Origin of the sequence: Azospirillum sp. ST 5-10, assembly GCF_051225715.1 — a bacterium.
GTDB lineage: Bacteria > Pseudomonadota > Alphaproteobacteria > Azospirillales > Azospirillaceae > Azospirillum.
In genome coordinates, this window is sequence record NZ_JBPJSP010000046.1 from 24,021 (window position 1) to 39,834 (window position 15,814).

A 15,814-nucleotide genomic window follows, 5' to 3' on the forward strand; every position below is an offset into this window, starting at 1 on the left:
CACCGACGATCATTGGCACCGGCGGCCGGGTGCCGCCGGCCGGGCCGCCGGCGCCGTGAGGCGGCGGGCCGCGGCCCGCCGCGCCCCGTCAGTCCTGAGCCCGGACGATCTCGCCGTGGCGGGTGCAGGCCGGGTCGGCGAGATCGACGAAGACGCCGGTCACGGCGTCGGGCTGCGTCAAGGTGCTCTGGTTCTCGCCGGGGAAGCCCTGGGCGCGCAGCCGGGTCGCCACCACGCCGGGGTCCACCAGGTTGACCCGCAGCGGCGACTTGGCGATCTCCATGGCGTAGGTGCGGACCGTCATCTCGAGCGCCGCCTTGCTCGCCGCGTAGGGCCCCCAGTAGGGATAGGGGGCGGCGGCGGCGCCGGACGTGACGAAGATGGCGCGCCCGGCGTCGGAAGCGCGCAGGAGGCGGTCGAAGCTGCGGATCAGCCGGTAGTTGGCCGTCACGTTGGTGTCGAAGATGCGCTGCCAGTTCTTCGGGTCGTACTGGGCGACCGGGCCGAAGGCCTCCAGGACGCCGGCGTTGCCGACGAGGATGTCGAGCCGCTGGAAGCGCTCGTAGACGGCTTGGCCGAGCTGGTCGATCTGGTCGAACGCGCGCAGGTCGAGGGGCACCAGCGTGGCGTTCTGCCCCGTGGCGCTGCGGATCGCGTCGTCGGTCTCCTCCAGCCCGCCGACGGTGCGGGCGGTCAGGATGACGTGCGCGCCCTCGGCCGCGAAGCGCTTGGCGACGGCGGCGCCGATGCCGCGGGAGGCGCCGGTGATGAGGGCGATGCGCCCGGCGAGACGGGACATGGGGTCACTTCTTTCGGGAGGGGAAGCGGCCGCCGCTCAGCGGCGGAGCGGGGAGCCGTCGGGACGCTCGGCGGCGACGACCTGGAACGCCTCGCCGTCGACGGCGGCCTCCATGGTCGGGGCGGCCGGCGGGATCGCCAGGGACGGTTCGATGAAGTAGGTGCGGGCCGCCCACACGGCGCTGGAGATCGCCGACCCCCAGAGGATGCTGAAGCCGCAGCCGGTGCCGGCGGTGGCGGCCAGTTCGGCCGCGCCGAGGGGGGCCGCCGCTCCGCTGGCGATCGCCGGCACCGCGAAGCCGACGGCGAACACCGTGCTGAAGAGGGCGCCGCGGGCGCACCAGCCGGCCGCCTGGCCGGTGTAGTCGGGATCGCCGGCGAGCGCCGCCGGCTGCCCCGCGATGTGGTCGGGCGCGGTGCCGTCGAACGGGTACAGGCCGTCGGCCACCCAGGCCATGGCACGGTCGCCGGCGGCGGCCGGCGCCGCCGCCAGAAGGACGGCCAGACCGGCCGCCGCCACGCCCGCTGTGACCCGCACCATGCCCCGTTCTCCCTCCTCAGGCCCGCGCGGCTGCACGGCGCGGCAGCTCGGCGGTGTGGTTGGCCTCGTGCGGCTCGCGGTCCGACAGAGCGATCGGGTAGTCGCCGGTGAAGCAGGCGTCGCAGTAGCGCAGCTTCTCCGGGTCCCGCCTCGCCTCGCCCATGGCCCGGTAGAGGCCGTCCAGCGAGATGAAGGCGAGGCTGTCGGCACCGATGAAGTCGCGCATCTCCTCCACCGACATGCGGTGCGCCAGGAGCTTACCCTGCTCCGGCGTGTCGATGCCATAGAAGCAGGGGTGCGAGGTGGGCGGGCTGGAGATCCGCATGTGCACTTCGCTGGCGCCGGCCGCGCGCATCATCTCGACGATCTTCTTCGAGGTGGTGCCGCGGACGATCGAATCGTCGACCAGCACCACCCGCTTGCCGGCGATCATCGCGCGGTTGGCGTTGTGCTTCAGCTTGACGCCGAGGTGGCGGATCTGGTCGGTCGGCTCGATGAAGGTGCGGCCGACATAGTGGTTGCGGATGATGCCGAGGCCGAAGGGGATGCTGCTCTGCGCCGCGTAGCCGAGCGCCGCCGGCACGCCGCTGTCGGGAACCGGCACCACCAGGTCGGCCTCGATTCCCGCCTCGCGGGCGAGCTCGCGGCCGATGTTCTGGCGCGCCTCGTAGACCGAGCTGCCCTCCATGACGCTGTCGGGGCGGGCGAAGTAGATGTACTCGAAGATGCAGAAGCGCCGGTTGTTCGGCTGGAAGGGGCGCACGCTGTGCACACCGGTCTCGTCCAGCACCACCATCTCGCCCGGCTCGACGTCGCGCACGTAATCGGCGCCGACGATGTCCAGCGCGCAGGTCTCGCTGGCCAGGATGTGGGCGTCGCCCAGCCGGCCGAGGACCAGCGGGCGCACGCCCAGCGGGTCGCGCATGCCGATGACGGTGTTGCCGGTGATCGCCACCAGCGAGAAGGCGCCCTCGATCTGGCGCACCGCCTCGATCATGCGGTCGACCGCCGAGCCGCCCCGGGCGAGCGCCATGAGGTGGACGATCACCTCGGTGTCGGTGGTCGACTGGAACAGGCAGCCCCGGCGCACGAGCTGCCGCTTCAGCGTCTGCGCGTTGGTCAGGTTGCCGTTGTGGGCGATGGCGAAGCCGCCGAACTCGAAGTCGGCGTAGAGCGGCTGCACGTTGCGCATCATGGTGCCGCCGGTGGTGGCGTAGCGCACGTGGCCGATGGCCGAGGGGCCGACCAGCTTGCGGATCACCGTCTCGCTGGAGAAATGGTCGCCGACGAGGCCCAGCGTGTGCTCGACGTGGCACTCCTCGCCGTCGCTGGTGACGATGCCGGCCGCCTCCTGGCCGCGGTGCTGCAGGGCGTGCAGGCCCAGCGCGGTGATCGCGGCCGCCTGGGAGTGGCGGTGGATGCCGAACACGCCGCACTCCTCGCGCAGCTTGTCGTCGTCGAACGGGTTCGTGGTCGGCATCGGGCAATGGTCCTCGTGTGGCACCGGGCGCGTCCTCAACGGGTGTTCTGGATCAAACGCTCGAGATCGCCGCGATCTCGCTCCTTATAGCCGGTATCCGCGGGCGGCGCACCCGTCGGATTCGGTCCCGCCGGCACCGGGGTGGAGAGGCGGTCCAGCGCCTCCTTCGCCTCGACGGCCTGGCGGGCCCGTTCGCGCGCGAGGTCGGCCCGGCTCAGCCCCTCGGCGCGCAGATGTTCCGGCACGAACTCGTAGATCGCCCCGGCCCCGCTCGCCAGCAGCGGACGGGTCTTCGCCGCCTGGAGCCACGCCGGGTGTTCGGCGGGCGGCACCAGCCAGACGAAGAATAGATAGGCGACCGACACCAGGATGGCACCCTTGAGCAGCCCGAAAACGAATCCCAGCGAGCGATCCAGGGCGGAAAGCTGGGAATTCTGCACGCGCTGCGAAATGCGTCCGGAGGCGACGGTCAGCACCACCAGCGAGACGATGAAGAGCCCGGCGGCCGAGGCGGCGTAGGCCAGCATCTCCAACGGGATGTACGCGCGGGCGTAGGGCAGGACGTAGGGCAGGGCGTACAACGTCACGAACGCGGCGCCGATCCAGGACGCCACCGACAGCACCTCGGCCACCATGCCGCGGGTGAAGGCCAGCATGGCCGACAGCAGCAGCACGGCGAAGACCGCGAGGTCCACCGGGTTGATCGGGAAGTTCTCCATCGGCCCTTTCCTCGAAACGTCCTCGTCACCGCGGCCGGGCGCGGCCGCCCGCGTCCGAGTCGAACAGCGGCATCAGCTCGCCCAGGTGGTGCAGCTCCACGGTGCGCAGCATCCCGTCGCCCCGGCCGCCGCTTCGTCTAGCCGGAATGAGCGCCGTTGAAAACCCCAGCTTTGCGGCTTCCTTGAGGCGCGGCTCCGCCTGGCTGACCGCCCGCACCTCGCCGGACAGGCCGATCTCGCCGAACACCACGGTGTCGGCCGGCACCGGCTCGCCGGTCAGCGACGACACCAGCGCGGCGGCGACCGCCAAATCGGCCGCCGGCTCGGTCACCCGCAGGCCGCCGGCGACGTTGAGGTAGACGTCGTTGGTGCCGATCTGCACGCCGCAGCGCGCCTCCAGCACCGCCAGCACCATGGCGAGGCGCGCCGAATCCCAGCCCACCACGGCGCGCCGCGGGGTGCCGAGCGGGGACGGGGCGACCAGCGCCTGCACCTCGACCAGCACCGGCCGCGTCCCCTCCATGCCGGCGAAGACCGCCGCCCCGGAGACGTCGCCGCGGCGTTCCGCCAGGAACAGGGCGGAGGGGTTGGCGACCTCCGACAGGCCGCCGTCGGTCATCTCGAAGACGCCGATCTCGTCGGTCGGGCCGAAGCGGTTCTTGACGGCGCGCAGGATGCGGAACTGGTGGCCGCGCTCGCCCTCGAAGTAGAGCACGGTGTCGACCATGTGCTCCAGCACGCGCGGGCCGGCGATGGTGCCCTCCTTGGTGACGTGGCCGACCAGCAGCAGCACGACGCCGCGCCGCTTGGCGACGCGGATCAGCTCCTGCGCCGAGGCGCGGACCTGGGCCACCGTGCCGGGGGCGCTGTCGAGGGTGTCGACGTACATGGTCTGCACGGAATCGATGACGACCACGTCCGGCCCCTCGGCCGCGTCGAGGGCGGCGGCGATGTCGCGCACGCTGGTGGCGGAGGCGAGCTCCACCGGGCTGCCGGCGACGCCGAGACGCTGGGCGCGCAGGCGCACCTGGTCCACCGCCTCCTCGCCCGACACGTAGGCGCAGCGGTGCTCCTGGGCCAGCCGTGCCACCGCCTGCAGCAGCAGGGTCGACTTGCCGATGCCGGGATCGCCGCCGATCAGCACGGCGGAGCCCGGCACCAGGCCGCCGCCGCACACGCGGTCCAGCTCGGCGATGCCGGTGGTGCGGCGCGGCGCCGGCTGCGAGGATCCGGCCAGGCCGACGAAGTCGATCCGCCGCCCCTTGGCGGCGCCGAGGCCCTTGGGGGCGGAGTCGGGCACCGCCTCTTCGACGAGGGAGTTCCATTCGCCGCAGGCGTCGCAACGCCCCGCCCATTTCGGGAAGGAGGCGCCGCACGACTGGCAGGCGTAGCGCGAGGTCGGTTTAGCCAATGCCCTGCAGGTCTGATGTTCGGGGACGATCGGGGTGCGACGCGCCATATATAGCACGGCCGGCTCCGACTCCTACGGGCGAAACCGACTTGCCGCCATGCGTCGGATCACCCAAGGTGGCGGCCGCAAGAAGGGCAAGGACGATGACGCAACAGACTGCACAGACGCTGGTCGCCGACGGCGGCCGCGCGACCGTGAGGGACCACGACGGGCGGCCGGTGCCGCTCCACACGCCCGAGGACTTCGCCGGACTGCGCCGCGCCGGCCGGTTGGCGGCGGAAACGCTGGACCACATCACGCCGTTCGTCGTGCCGGGCGTGACCACCGGCCATCTCGACCGCCTGATCGAGACGTTCATGCGCGATCACGGCGCCATCCCGGCCACCATCGGCTACAACGGCTATCCCGCGGCGAGCTGCATCTCGCCCAACCACGTCGTCAACCACGGCATTCCCAGCGACGACAAGCGGCTGGCCAAGGGCGACATCGTCAACGTCGACGTGACGGTGATCCTCGACGGCTGGTACGGCGACACCAGCCGCATGTTCTACGTCGGCGACGGCATCGGCGTGAAGGCGCGCAAGCTGGTGGAGCTCACCTACGAGGCGATGATGGCGGGCATCGCCCAGGCCAGGCCCGGCAACCACCTGGGCGACGTCGGCCACGCCATCCAGAGCCTGGCGGAGGCGAACCGCTTCTCGGTGGTGCGGGAGTTCGGCGGCCACGGCATCGGCCGCGTCTTCCACGACGCTCCCCACGTCGACCATTTCGGCGCCCCCGGCAAGGGCATGCTCCTGGTTCCCGGCATGGTCTTCACCATCGAGCCGATGCTCAACGCCGGGCGGCGGGACGTGAAGATCCTGGCGGACGGCTGGACGACGGTGACCCGCGACCGCTCGCTGTCGGCGCAGTTCGAGCATCAGGTCGGCATCACCGAGGACGGGTGCGAGATCTTCACGCTGTCGCCGGCCGGCCATACCTGCCCCCCGTACGCCTGAGGCCCGCGCCGTGAACGACGATCTGAAGCCCTGGACCATCCTGTCCTCGCGCGACGTCTACACCCACGAGCCCTGGCTGAAGATCCGCGTCGAGGACCTGGAACTGCCCGACGGCCGTCGCGTCGCCTTTCACCAGGTGGACATGCGCGCCTACGTCATCATCGTGCCGGAGACGGCCGACGGCCGCTTCGTGATGCTGCGCCAGTACAAGCACGGGCCGCGCCGGGTGAACGTCAACTTCCCCGCCGGCACCGTCGAGGGCGACGAGGCGCCCCTGGCGTGCGCCAAGCGGGAGTTGCTGGAGGAGACGGGCTACGCGGCCGACGACTGGACCGACCTCGGCGGCTACGTCGCGCTCGGCAACCAGCGCGGCCCTTACGGCCGCCTGTTCATCGCCCGCGGCTGCCGCCGGGTGGCGGAACCGGATTCCGGCGATCTCGAAGACATGCGCGTGGAGACGATGAGCCGCGACGAGCTGCTGGTGACCGCCGCCCGCGGCGATTTCGCCATCACCTCGCAGGTGGCGGCTCTCGGCGCCGCCCTGAATCCCGAACTGGCGGCGGCCCTGGCGGCCGGCGCGCGCGGCTGAGGGGCCGCCCCGCGGTCGCCGCGGCGGTCCACCGCGCCGCCGGAGCCTGGTGCTGCGAAAAAGCCACGCTTCGCCGCAACTTTGCCACAGTCGACCCGGCGCCTACCCCTTTGGCGCGACGACCCCACCCCCGCGTGGTAGTGTCCCGGCGGCGCGCGGAGTGCCGACGCACGTGGTGACTTGTCCGGCAGGAGGAGTGATGGATCGGGTCGGTGTCTCTTTGATGGCGGCCCTGGTCGCAGCGGCGGTGGGAGCCGGAACGGCGTGGGCCGGCAGCGCGACGCTCGACGGCTTCCCCGGTTACGAGCTCAAGGTGGGCGGACAGGTCCACGACTACGATCACGACTACGACGACAGCGACACGCTGGACCTGTCCGTCGAGGTCCTCACCAACCCGGTGGTGATCGCCGAATTCGACAGCAAGCTGTTGCAGGCGATCGCCGCACCGCGGGTGATGATCGGCGGTTCCGTCAACACCCAGGGGGGCACCAACCGCGCCTACGCCGGCCTCACCTGGACCTATCCGTTCGAGAGCGGCTTCTACATCGCGCCGGCCTTCGGCATTGCCGTCCACGACGGCAACCTCAAGCGCAAGACCAGCCCCTGCACGGCGGCGGAGTTGGCGATCGGCTGCGACAGCCGCGACCCTGTGGGCGAGAAGTACACCAACCTGGACGAGGAGGCGCTGGGGACGCGCTGGCTGTTCCACGAGTCCCTGGAAATCGGCTACGTCTTCGCCGACCGGATCACCCTCGGCGCCTACATCTCGCACATGTCCAACGCCAACCTCGGCAACGGGGGCAACGGCGGCATGAGCTTCGTCGGCGCGCGCGTCGGCTATCTCTTCGGGAACTGAGCGTCGGCCGCCCCGTCATTGGCCGTCCCGTCATTGGCCGGCCCGTCTTCGGTCTTCCCGTCGTCGGCCGTGGAGGGCGGCCGACCCGTCCCGCGTCGCCGGAGAGGGCAGGGACGGACACCCTGCCGTTGCGCGGGGCGTGGGCGGAGAGAGCCGACCCGGCGCGTGCCGGCGTCCCGCCCGGGCCGGCTCAGAGCGCGCGGATCTGCATCTGGATCGGCCCCACGGCCCGGCCATGGACGAACTGGTCGACGTAGGGATTGCCGGAGCCGTCGATGTCGCGGGCGTGGCCGGTCCAGATGATGCGGCCCTGGTGGATCATGGCGATGCGGTCGGCGATCTTGCGGGCCGAGGCCATGTCGTGGGTGATGGTGACGGCGGTGGCGCCGAGGTCCTTCACGCACTGCACGATCAGCTCGTTGATCACGTCGGCCATGATCGGATCGAGGCCGGTGGTCGGCTCGTCGAAGAAGATGATCTCCGGCTCGTCGGCGATCGCGCGGGCCAGCGCCACGCGCTTCTGCATGCCGCCCGACAGCTCGGCCGGATAGAGGTTCGCCACCTCGGGCCCGAGGCCGACCGCCCCCAGCTTGGCGATGGCGATCTCGCGTGCCTGGGGGCGCGCCATGTGCTCGCCCTGGATCAGGCCGAAGCCGACGTTCTCCCACACCGTCAGGCTGTCGAACAGGGCGGCGCCCTGGAACAGCATGCCGAACTTGTGCAGGAGCTTTTCCCGGTCGCGGGAGCGCAGGCTGGTCGTCTCGCGCCCGTCGACCCGGATCGACCCGGCGTCGGGATGCAGCAGGCCGAGGATGCACTTGAGCATCACCGACTTGCCCGTCCCGGAGCCGCCGATGATGACCAGCGATTCGCCGCGCGCCACCTCGAGATCGATGCCGTTCAGCACGGTCTTCGGGCCGAAGCTCTTGTGGACGCCCGACAGGGCGATCTTGGGCGGTTCGGTCATTTGTCCGAGAAGAAGATGCCGGTGATGAGATAGTTGAACACCAGGATGAGGATCGAGGCGGCGACCACGGCGTTGGTCGTCGCCTGGCCCACACCCTGGGCGCCGCCCTTCGAGCGGTAGCCGAAGTAGCAGCCCATCAGCGCGATCATGAAGCCGAACACGGCCGCCTTGACCAGGCCGGAGATGACGTCCACCGGCTCCAGGAACTCCCAGGTGCGGGAGATGTAGGAGGCGGGGTTGAAGCCGAGGCGGTAGACGCTGACCAGGAAGCCGCCGAACACGCCGATGATGTCGGCCACCAGCACGAGCAGCGGCAGCATGGTCAGCCCGGCGATCAGGCGCGGCACCACCAGATACTTGAAGGGGCTGGTCGACAGGGTGGAGAGGGCGTCGATCTGTTCGGTCACCCGCATGGTGCCGATCTCGGCGGCCATCGCCGCACCGATGCGCCCGGCCACCATCAGTCCGGCGAGCACGGGGCCGAGCTCGCGGGTCACCGACAGCACCACCACGGTGGCGATGGCCCCTTCGGCCTGGAACCGGGCGAAGCCGGAATAGCTCTGCAGGGCCAGCACCATGCCGGTGAACAGCGCGGTCAGTCCGACGACCGGCAGCGAGTAGTAGCCGATGTCGATCATCTGCCGCAGGACCTGGCGCAGGTAGATCGGCGGCCGCAGGCAGTGGGAGACGGCGGTGCCGGTGAACATGGCGACGTTGCCGGTCGCGGCGAGAAACACCAGGAACGCCCGGCCGATGGTGGCTAGGAAACCCACGGCCGGCCTCCTGCCTCGTCCCGCACGTAGACGCGGTGGTAGCGGGGGCCGAGGCCGGTCAGGATCTCGTAGCCGATGGTCGCCCCGTCGGCGGCGACGGTGTCCACGGGACGGTGGGGCCCGATCACCTCGACCAGCGTGCCCGGGGCGACGGCGCCGTCCGGCAGCCCCGTGACGTCGACGGTCACCAGGTCCATCGACACCCGCCCGACCACCGGTGCCGGTTCATCGCCGACGAAGACGCATCCCCGTCCGCCGAGCGAACGCAGATATCCGTCGGCATAACCCACTGCAATAGTTGCAATCTTACCACTCCCCGCGACGCGGTGGGTGGCACCGTAGCCAACGGTCATAGACCTGTCAACCGGCCGCACCTGAAGCACGCGCGCGTCGAGCCGGACGACTCCGCGCATCGGGTTCGGCGAATCGGGGGTCGGGTTGACGCCATAGAGGGCGCAGCCCGGGCGCGCCAGGTCGAAGTGGTACGCGGGGCCGAGAAAGATGCCGGAGGAGTTGGCGAGGCTGGCCGGCGCCGCCGGCAGGCGGGCGCGCGCGGCGCGGAAGCGGGCGAGCTGTTCGGCGTTCATCGCCGTGTCCTTCTCGGCGCAGGCGAGATGGCTGATCCACAGCCGGAGGTCCAGCCCGGCCAGCCGCTCCGGGGCGGCGGCGAGGGCGTCGAGCTCGTCGGGCCCGAGGCCGAGCCTGTTCATTCCGGTGTCGAGATGGACGGCCGCCGTCAGGGCGGCGCCGCGCCGTCGGGCGAAGGCCGCCCAGGCGTCGATCTCGCCGAGGTGGTTGAGCACCGGCACGATGCCGGCCTCGGCGACCTCGTTCTCGCTGCCGGCGGGCAGCCCGCCCAGCGACAGGATCTCCGCGTCGGGCAGCACGGCGCGCAGGGCCAGCGCCTCGTCGAGCTGGGCGACGAAGAAGGTGGTGCAGCCGGCGTCCCACAGCGCCGGGGCCACCCGCGCCGCCCCCAGCCCGTAGGCGTCGGCCTTGACCGCGGCGGCGCAGGCCGCCGGCGCCACGCGGTCGCGCAACTGGCGCCAGTTGGCGACGACGGCGTCGAGATCGATGGTCAACACGGCGCCGGCGCGCCCAATTGGGTCACTCATTGCCGAAATCGTCGTTGCGCTGGTCGAGATCGCCGAACTTGGTGAACTGGCCGTCGAAGAACAGCCGCACCGTGCCGATGGGGCCGTGGCGCTGCTTGGCGAGGATGACCTCGGCGGTGTTGTGGACCTCGCCCAGGCGCTGCTGCCAGCGCTGGTAGCGGTCGTTGAACTTGTCGTCCCCCTCGTCCGGCCGCCGGCTCGGCTCGGCGCGCTCCAGGTAGTACTGTTCGCGGAACACGAACATCACGACGTCGGCGTCCTGCTCGATGGAGCCGGACTCGCGCAGGTCGGCCAGCTGCGGGCGCTTGTCCTCGCGCAGCTCCACGGCGCGGCTGAGCTGCGAGAGCGCCAGGACGGGAAGGTCGAGCTCCTTGGCGATCGCCTTGAGGCCGCGGGTGATCTCCGAGATCTCCTGCACCCGGTTCTCGGCGCCGCGGCTCGACGAGCCGCGCAGAAGCTGGAGGTAGTCGACGACCACCAGCCCGAGTCCCTGGGTGCGCTTCAGGCGGCGGCAGCGGGTGCGCACGGCGGCGACCGACAGGGCCGGCGTGTCGTCGACGTAGAAGGGCACCCGCGCCAGCTCCTGGCTCGCCTGGACGAACTTGGGGAAGTCGGTGTCGCGGATCTCGCCGCGGCGGATCTTGTCGCCGGGCACCTGCGTCTCGTCGGCGAGGATGCGGGTGGCCAGCTGCTCGGCCGACATTTCCAGCGAGAAGAAGCCGACCGCCGCCCCCTCCTGCCCGGTCGAGCGCATGTAGGCCTTGGCCGCGTTGAAGGCGATGTTGGTGGCCAGCGCCGTCTTGCCCATGGACGGGCGCCCGGCCAGGATCACCAGGTCCGAGGGGTGCAGGCCGCCCATCTTGCGGTCGATGTCCATCAGCCCGGTGGTGACGCCGGTGACGTGGCTGGAGCGGCGGAACGCGGTCTCCGCCATTTCGATGGCGATCTTGACCGACTCCGAGAAGGAGACGAAACCGCCCTGCACCTCGCCGGTGGACGCGAGGTCGAAGAGCTGCTTCTCCGCCTCGGCGATCTGGTCCATGGCGTTGCTGTCGAGGTCGTGGCGGAACGCCTCGTTCACCATGTCGGTGCCGACCTCGATGAGCTGGCGGCGCAGGAAATGGTCGTGGATGGTGCGGCCGTAGTCGGCGGCGTTGATGACCGTCACCACGTTGGCCGCCAGCTCCGCCAGGTAGCTGGCTCCGCCCTCGCCGGCGAGCGCCGGGTCGTTCTCGAAATAGGGCTTGAGGGTGACCGGGTTGGCGATCTGCCCGCGGTCGATCATCTTGACGATCGCCTCGAAGATCCGCTGGTGCACCGGGTCGTAGAAGTGCGGCGGCTTCAGGAAGTCGCCGACCTTCTCGTAGGCCTTGTTGTTGACGAGGATGGCGCCCAGCAGCGCCTGCTCGGCCTCCTCGTTGTGGGGCGGCGTGCGGTAGTCCGGGGCGCCGGACAGCGGAGACGGGCCGGAGTCGTAGGCGGCCGAGGTGCGGGCAAGGGTGTCGTCCATGCCGCGCACTCTACCAAACGGGCGGGTCGGGTGGCTGCGTCAAGCGCACATGCCACCCCCGAAAAGCTGTGCACAGATTTCATCCCCATGTGGAGAATCATGGGGACAACGCGCCGCCTCCCGGCCCTCCCGCGGCCTCTATGCCGCCTCGGTCTCCGCCGGCACGGCTCTGGCCAGGGCCGTCTCGGCGTGCACCATGTAGTCCCGGGTGAGCGGCACGGCGCCCACCGACTTCGCCATCTGCACCTGGAACACCATGTGCCCCTGGTAGCGGAAGGCGATCTCCGAGCCGGCCAGGTAGAACTCCCACATGCGGCAGAACCGCTCGTCGTAGAGCGCCGCCGCCTCGTCCCACCGGGCGACGAAGCGGTCACGCCAGTGCCGCAGGGTCTGGGCATAGTGCAGGCGGAGCACTTCCACGTCGGTCGCCCACAGCCCCGCCTTCTCGACCACGGGAAGCACCTCCGACAGGGCCGGGGAGTAGCCGCCGGGGAAGATGTACTTGCGGAACCAGCTGTTGGTGCTGCCCGGCCCGTCGCTGCGGCCGATCGAATGCAGGAGGGCCACGCCGTCGTCCGCCAGCAGTTCGCGGACCTTGGCGAAGAAGCGGCCGTAATGGGGGACGCCGACGTGCTCGAACATCCCCACCGAGACGATGCGGTCGAACTGACCCTTCATCTCGCGGTAGTCGCACAGCTCGAAGCGGATGCGGTCGGCGAGCCCGGCCTGGGCGGCGCGCTCGCGGGCCACCGCCAGCTGCTCCTGGGACAGGGTGATGCCGGTGACGTGGGCACCGGTCTTCTGCGCCAGATAGAGGGCCATGCCGCCCCAGCCGCAGCCGATGTCGAGCACCTTGTGCCCCGGCTTCAGCAGCAGCTTGGCGGCGATGTGCCGCTTCTTGGCCTCCTGCGCCTCGTCCAGGCTCATGCCGGAATCGGCGAAGTAGGCGCAGGAGTACTGCATGTCGCGGTCGAGGAACAGCTCGTACAGGCTGCGCGACAGGTCGTAGTGGTGGGCGACGTTGCGGCGTGCCCGGTGCAGGTGATTGTTCTGCTCGAAGAAGCGGATCGCCGGGGCGAGCCACTCGTGCACGCGGCCCAGCACCCCGTAGACGTCCGTGCCGCGGCTGAGGATCGCCAGCGCGTCGTAGACGCTGCCGCCCTCCACCGTGAGGCGGCCGTCCATGTAGGCTTCTCCGAAGGTCAGGCGCGGCGTCAGGATCAGTTCGCGGTGCAGCGCCTTATCATGCAAACGAATTATGACGTCTGGATGGTTGGGCCCGAAACGGTGAAAATCCCCATCGGCGTCGATCAATCCAAGCGAGTCGGCTTTGATGGCTTTGTCAAGAAGTCGCGCGAGCAGCATTCTCGCCCCTCCTTCCCGGTCAGTCGTTGGTCCACCCCGGACATGACGTGGTAGCCCAAAGCACGGCCGTACAGGGGCGGGACGCCTCCAAGACGTCGAAAGCCGCCCATGCACGGAAAGCATGGGCGGCTTCGGGACGAGCGCAGCGCTGGAAGCGGGAGGATCAGGCCTCCGGGCTCTCCTCGGCGGCGGCAGCGGCGGCGGCGGCCGCTTCCTGCTCCTCCTCCTCCTCGATCAGGTCGGCGGCGGTGACCATGCCACCGCGCTGCGCCTGAAGCTCGGCCTCTTCCTGCGAGCGCGCGACGTTGACGGTCACGTGCACGCTGACCTCGGGGTGCAGCACGATGCGCACCCGGAACAGGCCCAGGGTCTTGATCGGCTGGTCGATGGAAACCTGGCTCTTTTCCACCTTGAAGCCGGCGCCGGCCAGCGCTTCGGCGATGTCGCGGCTCGACACCGAGCCGTACAGCACGCCGGTCTCGCCCGCCTGGCGGGTGATCACGACCGCGACGCCGTCCAGCTTCTCCGAGACGTACTCCGCGTCCTTGCGACGCTCCAGGTTCGCGGCCTCCAGGCTGGCGCGCTGCTTCTGGAAATACTCGAGGTTCGACTTGGTGGCGCGCAGCGCCTTCTTCTGCGGCAGCAGGAAGTTGCGGGCGAAGCCCGGCCGCACCTTCACCACCTGACCCATCTGGCCGAGCTTCTCGACCCGCTCCAAAAGAATGACTTCCATCACTCGTCCTCCTGATTGGGACCCGCGGCCCGCAAGCGGCGGCGCAGCCCCATCCACTGCTCGATCACGCCCAGGCCGACCATCGCGATCATCGGCCACCCGAAAAGAAACAGAAACAGATAGAACCCGACCAGGAACGCCGTCCGCGACCGCTGCCGGGCGGCGAACACGTGCACCACCGAGAGCCCGGCGAAGGCGAAGGGCAGGGACAGGATGAGCGCCACGTTGAGCGCCACGAACCCGGCCAGCCCCGGCAACGCCATCGCCCCGAGAATCGCCGCCGCGAACAGCGCCGCTGTCCACGTCGGCAACTCCAAGTCCACCAGCCGCATCGGCGGCCGCCGGTTGCGGCCGAACCGCATCAGCAGCCCTTGCGCCAGGGTCGCGTTGACGATCGTCATGAGCAGCCACGAGATCGCCACGACACCCGGCATCGCCGACGCGAAGGCGAAGTCCTCCGCCGACGGGGCCGGCTCGCCCTCCGGAGCGAACTGCGCGGCCATGCCGCGCACCAGCTCCCGGACCAGCGTCTCCAGCCCGCCCGGCTCGCCCGACGCCAGCAGCACGGCGACGAAGAACGCCGCCAAGCCGAGGCCGGTGAGCCCCATCAGCAGGAGCCCCGGCGGATACCACTCCAGCGCGTCGCCGGAGGGCCCCGCCGCCGGCCGTGCCAGCAACGCCTGCCGGACCACGAACAGCGCCGGGGCGACCCCCGACGCCGCGTAGCCCAGCATCGCCACGAGGCTTCCCGTCGCCACCAGCACCAGCGCCGCCCCGGTCGCTCCGGCGAGCGCCGTCACCGACGCGCCCAGCCAGAGGCCGGCCACGAACAGCGGCAGCGGCGCCAGATAGACCAGGATCAGTGCGCCGAACCCGCCGGACAGCACCGAGACGTAGAGCAGCGCGCTGGCGACGCCACCGGCCAGTGCGACGGCGAGCGCCGTTTGCAGGGGCCCTGTCGGCATGGTGCGCGGCCGGTCCTTCGTCGGGTTTCTATCCGTTCCGGTCCCCCGCCCTACTTCACGATGTAGGGCAGGAGGGCCAGGAACCGCGCGCGCTTGATGGCGCGGGCCAGTTCACGCTGCTTCTTCGCCGACACCGCGGTGATCCGGCTCGGGACGATCTTGCCGCGCTCCGAGATGAAGCGGGACAGGAGCTTGACGTCCTTGTAGTCGATCGCCGGAGCGTTGGCGCCCGAGAACGGGCAGGTCTTGCGGCGGCGGAAGAACGGACGGCGCGGGCCGCCGCCGGAACGCGGCGCACCCGAGGTCTGCTTGTCGCTCATCAGGCGGACTCCCCTTCGGCGGTGGCGGGCTGCTGTTCGCTACGGCGCGGCGGGCGCGGGCCGCGATCCTCGAAGCGGCGCGGGCCGCGGTCGCCGCGGTCGCCACGCTCGCCGCGGCTCTGCATCATCGCCGAGGGGTTGGCGTCGAGCGCCTCGACGCGCAGCGTCATGTAGCGCAGCACGTCTTCGCTCAGGCTCATGTTGCGCTCCATCTCGAGGACGGCCGCGGACGGCGCGTCGATGTGGAGCATCAGGTAATGGCCCTTGCGGTTCTTCTTGATCTTGTAGGCGAGGGTCTTCAGACCCCAGTACTCGGTCTTCGTCACCTGACCGCCGTTGTCGCGGACGATCTGGGCGTACGTCTCGCCGAGCTGTTCGGCCTGGGCGGCCGAAATGTCCTGGCGTGCGATGAGCACGCACTCGTACAAAGCCATATGACTCCCCATGGCTGTTCACGGACCGGCGTCGCGCCCGCCCCGATGGCTGGGTCGACCGCCCGGTCCTAGCCGGCGGCACGGATGCGCGCCGGCAAGGAGTTGCGAAGCGGCGCACTATACACGGAACCTCCGGCCCGGCAAGGGCCAAGTGCAGGGAAATCACGGTCATCGCATTTGGCCGAGGATGGATCTTGCGAACTCGTCGGACCATCCTGAGCGTTTGCGCTTGCGGCGGAC

17 protein-coding genes are annotated in these 15,814 nt (G+C 70.4%); 3 read left to right on the plus strand and 14 right to left on the minus strand.

Features of this window, described 5'->3' with window-relative positions:
* Positions 1-88: 88 nt before the first annotated feature.
* Genes ACSBPG_RS30120 through radA form a run of 5 tightly spaced genes read right to left on the minus strand, consistent with a single transcriptional unit; the run spans position 89 to position 4,949 of the window.
* A complete protein-coding gene (locus ACSBPG_RS30120) occupies positions 89-799 on the minus strand; it encodes an SDR family NAD(P)-dependent oxidoreductase (RefSeq protein WP_435540953.1) in 711 nt (236 codons plus the stop codon).
* Positions 800-835: 36 nt separating this feature from the next.
* Positions 836-1,339, minus strand: a complete 504-nt coding sequence (locus ACSBPG_RS30125) for a hypothetical protein (protein ID WP_435540954.1) — start codon at positions 1,337-1,339, stop codon at positions 836-838.
* A 16-nt stretch (positions 1,340-1,355) separates the two neighbouring features.
* Positions 1,356-2,819, minus strand: a complete 1,464-nt coding sequence (gene purF / locus ACSBPG_RS30130) for an amidophosphoribosyltransferase (RefSeq protein ID WP_435540955.1) — start codon at positions 2,817-2,819, stop codon at positions 1,356-1,358.
* A gap of 35 nt (positions 2,820-2,854) precedes the next feature.
* Positions 2,855-3,538 carry a CvpA family protein gene (locus ACSBPG_RS30135; protein WP_435540956.1) on the minus strand — a complete coding sequence of 228 codons (684 nt, stop codon included), beginning with the start codon at positions 3,536-3,538 and terminating at the stop codon, positions 2,855-2,857.
* Positions 3,539-3,563: 25 nt separating this feature from the next.
* Positions 3,564-4,949 (minus strand): DNA repair protein RadA, encoded by a 1,386-nt coding sequence (gene radA / locus ACSBPG_RS30140; RefSeq protein ID WP_435540957.1) that lies wholly within the window; start codon positions 4,947-4,949, stop codon positions 3,564-3,566.
* A 143-nt stretch (positions 4,950-5,092) separates the two neighbouring features.
* Between radA and map the strand changes: the two genes are divergently transcribed.
* From map to ACSBPG_RS30155, 3 genes are all read left to right on the plus strand, one after another.
* The gene (map, locus tag ACSBPG_RS30145; protein ID WP_435540958.1) at positions 5,093-5,947 is read left to right on the plus strand and encodes a type I methionyl aminopeptidase; all 855 of its coding nucleotides are present in this window, start codon (positions 5,093-5,095) and stop codon (positions 5,945-5,947) included.
* Between the two features lie 10 nt (positions 5,948-5,957).
* Entirely contained in the window at positions 5,958-6,536 is a 579-nt protein-coding gene (locus ACSBPG_RS30150; protein ID WP_435540959.1) for an NUDIX hydrolase, read from the plus strand.
* Positions 6,537-6,735: 199 nt separating this feature from the next.
* Positions 6,736-7,392: an acyloxyacyl hydrolase gene (locus ACSBPG_RS30155; RefSeq protein WP_435540960.1), complete on the plus strand. Its 657-nt coding sequence runs from the start codon at positions 6,736-6,738 to the stop codon at positions 7,390-7,392.
* A 190-nt stretch (positions 7,393-7,582) separates the two neighbouring features.
* Here the strand turns inward: ACSBPG_RS30155 and ACSBPG_RS30160 are convergent, their stop codons facing one another.
* From ACSBPG_RS30160 to rpsF, 9 genes are all read right to left on the minus strand, one after another.
* Complete coding sequence (locus ACSBPG_RS30160) at positions 7,583-8,359, minus strand: ABC transporter ATP-binding protein (protein WP_435540961.1); 777 nt, start codon at positions 8,357-8,359, stop codon at positions 7,583-7,585.
* On the minus strand, positions 8,356-9,132 hold the full coding sequence (locus ACSBPG_RS30165; RefSeq protein WP_435540962.1) for an MlaE family ABC transporter permease: 777 nt from the start codon (positions 9,130-9,132) through the stop codon (positions 8,356-8,358). The genes ACSBPG_RS30160 and ACSBPG_RS30165 overlap by 4 nt, the downstream gene beginning before the upstream one ends.
* Positions 9,120-10,247: an alanine racemase gene (gene alr / locus ACSBPG_RS30170; RefSeq protein WP_435540963.1), complete on the minus strand. Its 1,128-nt coding sequence runs from the start codon at positions 10,245-10,247 to the stop codon at positions 9,120-9,122. The genes ACSBPG_RS30165 and alr overlap by 13 nt, the downstream gene beginning before the upstream one ends.
* On the minus strand, positions 10,240-11,757 hold the full coding sequence (locus ACSBPG_RS30175; protein ID WP_435540964.1) for a replicative DNA helicase: 1,518 nt from the start codon (positions 11,755-11,757) through the stop codon (positions 10,240-10,242). The genes alr and ACSBPG_RS30175 overlap by 8 nt, the downstream gene beginning before the upstream one ends.
* A gap of 138 nt (positions 11,758-11,895) precedes the next feature.
* Positions 11,896-12,942, minus strand: coding sequence for a class I SAM-dependent methyltransferase (locus ACSBPG_RS30180; RefSeq protein ID WP_435540965.1), 1,047 nt, complete (start codon positions 12,940-12,942; stop codon positions 11,896-11,898).
* A 343-nt stretch (positions 12,943-13,285) separates the two neighbouring features.
* The gene (gene rplI / locus ACSBPG_RS30185; RefSeq protein WP_435540966.1) at positions 13,286-13,855 is read right to left on the minus strand and encodes a 50S ribosomal protein L9; all 570 of its coding nucleotides are present in this window, start codon (positions 13,853-13,855) and stop codon (positions 13,286-13,288) included.
* Positions 13,855-14,820, minus strand: coding sequence for a DUF2232 domain-containing protein (locus ACSBPG_RS30190; protein ID WP_435540967.1), 966 nt, complete (start codon positions 14,818-14,820; stop codon positions 13,855-13,857). The genes rplI and ACSBPG_RS30190 overlap by 1 nt, the downstream gene beginning before the upstream one ends.
* Before the next feature lie 50 nt (positions 14,821-14,870).
* Positions 14,871-15,140: a 30S ribosomal protein S18 gene (gene rpsR / locus ACSBPG_RS30195; RefSeq protein WP_029006782.1), complete on the minus strand. Its 270-nt coding sequence runs from the start codon at positions 15,138-15,140 to the stop codon at positions 14,871-14,873.
* On the minus strand, positions 15,140-15,574 hold the full coding sequence (rpsF, locus tag ACSBPG_RS30200) for a 30S ribosomal protein S6 (RefSeq protein WP_435540968.1): 435 nt from the start codon (positions 15,572-15,574) through the stop codon (positions 15,140-15,142). The genes rpsR and rpsF overlap by 1 nt, the downstream gene beginning before the upstream one ends.
* Positions 15,575-15,814: the final 240 nt, after the last annotated feature.